Origin of the sequence: Falsiroseomonas oryziterrae (assembly GCF_021864505.1) — a bacterium.
In the GTDB taxonomy this organism is placed as follows: Bacteria; Pseudomonadota; Alphaproteobacteria; order Acetobacterales; family Acetobacteraceae; genus Falsiroseomonas; species Falsiroseomonas oryziterrae.
This window is the reverse complement of sequence record NZ_JAKJIB010000415.1, coordinates 1-3,043: the sequence shown is the minus strand read 5'-3', so window position 1 is coordinate 3,043 and position 3,043 is coordinate 1. Positions and strand designations below refer to the sequence as shown.

At 74.8% G+C, this 3,043-nt stretch carries 3 protein-coding genes; all 3 read right to left on the bottom strand.

Annotation, left to right across the window (positions count from 1 at the left end; translation table 11 throughout):
• Positions 1 to 197: 197 nt before the first annotated feature.
• A complete protein-coding gene (locus tag L2I40_RS21220; RefSeq protein ID WP_237217192.1) occupies positions 198 to 1,712 on the bottom strand; it encodes a class I SAM-dependent methyltransferase in 1,515 nt (504 codons plus the stop codon).
• 19 nt (positions 1,713 to 1,731) lie between these two features.
• Positions 1,732 to 2,802: a type VI secretion system baseplate subunit TssG gene (gene tssG / locus L2I40_RS21215; protein ID WP_237217191.1), complete on the bottom strand. Its 1,071-nt coding sequence runs from the start codon at positions 2,800 to 2,802 to the stop codon at positions 1,732 to 1,734.
• On the bottom strand, positions 2,799 to 3,043 hold a 245-nt coding region (locus L2I40_RS21210), incomplete at its 5' end, for a type VI secretion system baseplate subunit TssF (RefSeq protein WP_237217190.1). The genes L2I40_RS21210 and tssG, both read right to left, overlap by 4 nt.

Here is a 3,043-nt window from a genome sequence, read left to right as displayed (position 1 = left end):
CCCGGGCGCAGCTGGTCGATGATCTGCTGCGAGCTCGGGTTCTGCGCGTCCGCCGCGAAGGGCAGGGCGACGCCGCCCAGCAGAAGGGCGGCCGCCAAGGTGTGGCGCGTGGCGCTGTGCCGCATGGGGGGATCCTCCGGTCCTCGGTTCGTCAGGCGATCAAAGCATATCCCGCCTCGCCTGTCAGGCGAGAGGCGTCACGACGGCAGGGCGCCGAGCCGGCGCAGCCGCGCCGGCGTGTCCGCCCGCGCCTCGGCGAGCGCGGCCGCTACCTTCTCCTGGTCCGATGGCTCCAGAGGGCCGGCCAGCGCCTCGGTCCAGCCCTCGATGCGCTCGTCGGCGGCGCCGGCCAGCGCGCGGCCGGCGACGAAGAGCTCCGCGGTCGTCATGGGCACGCCGCCGCCGGCCGCGATGCTCGCCATCGACTGGCCGCGGTTGAGCATCGCGGTCACCCCGAAATGGCGCGCGAGCAGCGCGTTGAGGCGCAGCACCGTCGCATCCGGCGCGGCACCGGGGCGGGCGATGACCATGGCCTGGCGGGTGCCGACCATCAGCCCGGCGAGTTCGGCCGGGTTCTCGCGCTCCGACACCGCGCCGGGGGCGTGCAGCAGGTCGGCCACCTGCGCCGGGCCGTCGCCCATCATGCGCACCACGGGCTCGTAGAAGGCGCGCGCCATCTCCGCCTTTCCGGCGGCGACATCGACCTCGAGCCGCACGCGGTCGGGCGTGGTCAGCAGGGCGAGCCAGAGCCCGCGCAGCGCCGCGTCGCGCTGCGCGGCCGACATGCGCCGCGCGCCGCGCACGTAGAGGTCGTGGCGCAGCGTGCGCGGGTTGCACGATTCCTTGACCAACTCGCGCATCAGCGGGTCGTCGAAGCGCTCGTAGACGGCGCGCTGCGGGCCGGTCATCGCGAGCTCGGGGAAGTTCTCGAGCAGCGTCGAGGTGCCGACGAAGTCGAGCTGCGCCGCGGCGAGGTCGCTGGCGACCTCGGCCTGCCAGCAGGGCGCCCAGTGGCCGTTCATGAATTCATGGGCCAGGTAGGTCGCCGACAGCTTCGCGGCTTCCGGAAGCCAGGCCGCGATGCGCTTGTCGGAGAGCAGCCCACCGGCCTCGGCGCCGAGCAGGTCGCGCACCAGCGACAGCCCCGCCGCGGCCTGCCGGTCGCTGCGGCCGGCGAGGCGGAGCCCGGCCTCGCGCACCAGCCGCTGCACCAGCAGCATGCCCTGCCAGCCGGGCAGCGCGTTGTAGCTGACATGCGCGACGCCACCCGCGCGCAGCTTGCTCCGCAGCAGCCGCACGATGCCCTGCTTCACCGGCTCTCCGACCCAGCTCCAGACGCCGTGCGCGGTGACGATGTCGGCCTCCGGCAGGGCGGCGGCCGCTGGGCTCTCGGCGAAGGTGGCGAGGTCGGCTTCCAGGAAGGTGACGTTGGCGATACCCGCCTCGCGCGCCAGCGCGCGCGCGCCGGCGATGTGGCCGGGCGCGAAGTCCAGCGCGGTGACGCGCCAGGACGGGTTGGAGGCGGCGACGACGAGCGCGCCGATGCCTTGGCCGCAGCCGAGCTCGACATAGTGGGCCCCTTCGTCGGGCACGTCCCAGTGCACGCCGGAGAGCAGGCAGGCGAGCTTTAGTTGCGTCGGCATCTGTTCGCGATAGACGCCCGGATCGTAGTCGATGTCGGTGACGTAGCCCTGGCCCCAGGCGCTGCTCATGGAAATCCGGTCCTTGGATTCAGTTGGCCGGCGCGGCGCCGGCATGTTGCGCCGCCCGGGCGGCGTGGAAGAACTCGACCACCTCGGCCTCGAACAGCGCTTCCGTGCCGTGCGCCTCCCGGCCGGAGGCCGGCAACCAGGTGTTCCAGCCGAGCCGCGGCGCCGGGTCCGTCGCGGGATCGAGCCGCAGCGGCGCGATCTCCTCGGCCGCGATGACCGGGTTCACGGCGAAGCCGGTCTCATGGCCGAGGAAGGCGCGGATGAGCGAGGTGAGCCGTGCGAGCGCCGGGCGGTCGGGCAGCAGCCGGTCGAACTCGTTGGTCGACAGCGGCCCGAGGCGGAGCACGACGCGCGCCGAGGCGTCCCAGGCGCGCACGCCGATGGTCGCATCGATGCCGAGCCGGGCATGCTGGCCGCTGCCGAGGCCGACCGGCAGGCGGGTGCGCTGGTCGGGCGGCAGCGAGAGCCAGGCGCCGGCGAACTGCTCCACCTCGACTGGCTGGCCGAGCCAGTCCGAGACGAGGGCGCGCAGCCGCTCCGCCGAGCGCGGCCGCGTCGCGAAGAGCCCGGCATAGTGCATCAGCGGCTCGGGCCCCGCGGCGACGCGGTCGGCCAGGTGCGGCGTGCCATGGCCCGACAGCGCCAGCAGCACGCCGGCGATCGGCCCCGGGCCGGGCGGGTCGGCCAGCACGGCCATGTCCGCCGCGCGGTGCGGGCGGTACTTGGCGCCCGCCTCGGCGAACTGCGCGACCAGCCGCTGCGCCAGCATGTCGAGGAAGTCGGGCAGGCTGCGGGCGCGCGAGCGGACCTGCTGCACCACCGCTTCCGAATAGTGGCGCGGCAGAACGCCTGCGGGGCCGGTGAGGCCGATCAGCCCGATGGTGAGCGACGGCGCGTCCTCGCCCCGGCCGCGGTCGAGCCGCAGCACGTCCCCGGTCGGATAGGCGAGGCCGTGCGGCGCATGGAAGCGCGCCGCCTCCGCCGGGCTGTCCGTTCCGCGGTCGGCGCAGAGCAGGCGCACCGCGGCGTCGAAGCTGAAGCGCTCCGGTTCCTTCGCCAGCCGCTCCAGCGGCGAATCCGGCGGGCTCACAGAAGCACGCGCGAGCCCGCACGCGCGGGCCACGCGGCGGCGCGTCCCGGCACGCCGCGCAGCACGGCGCGCGTGCGCACGAAGGAGTTCACGCTGGCATGCAGCGCGAGGAACCGGTCGAGCACGGAGGCCAGCAGGTACAGGCCGCCGGTCTGCCAGCCGCGCTGGTCGAAGGTGAGCGTCACGTCGACGCCGCGCGCGAAGGCGCCGCCGAGACCGCGTGGCCCGGCAGGCAACCCGG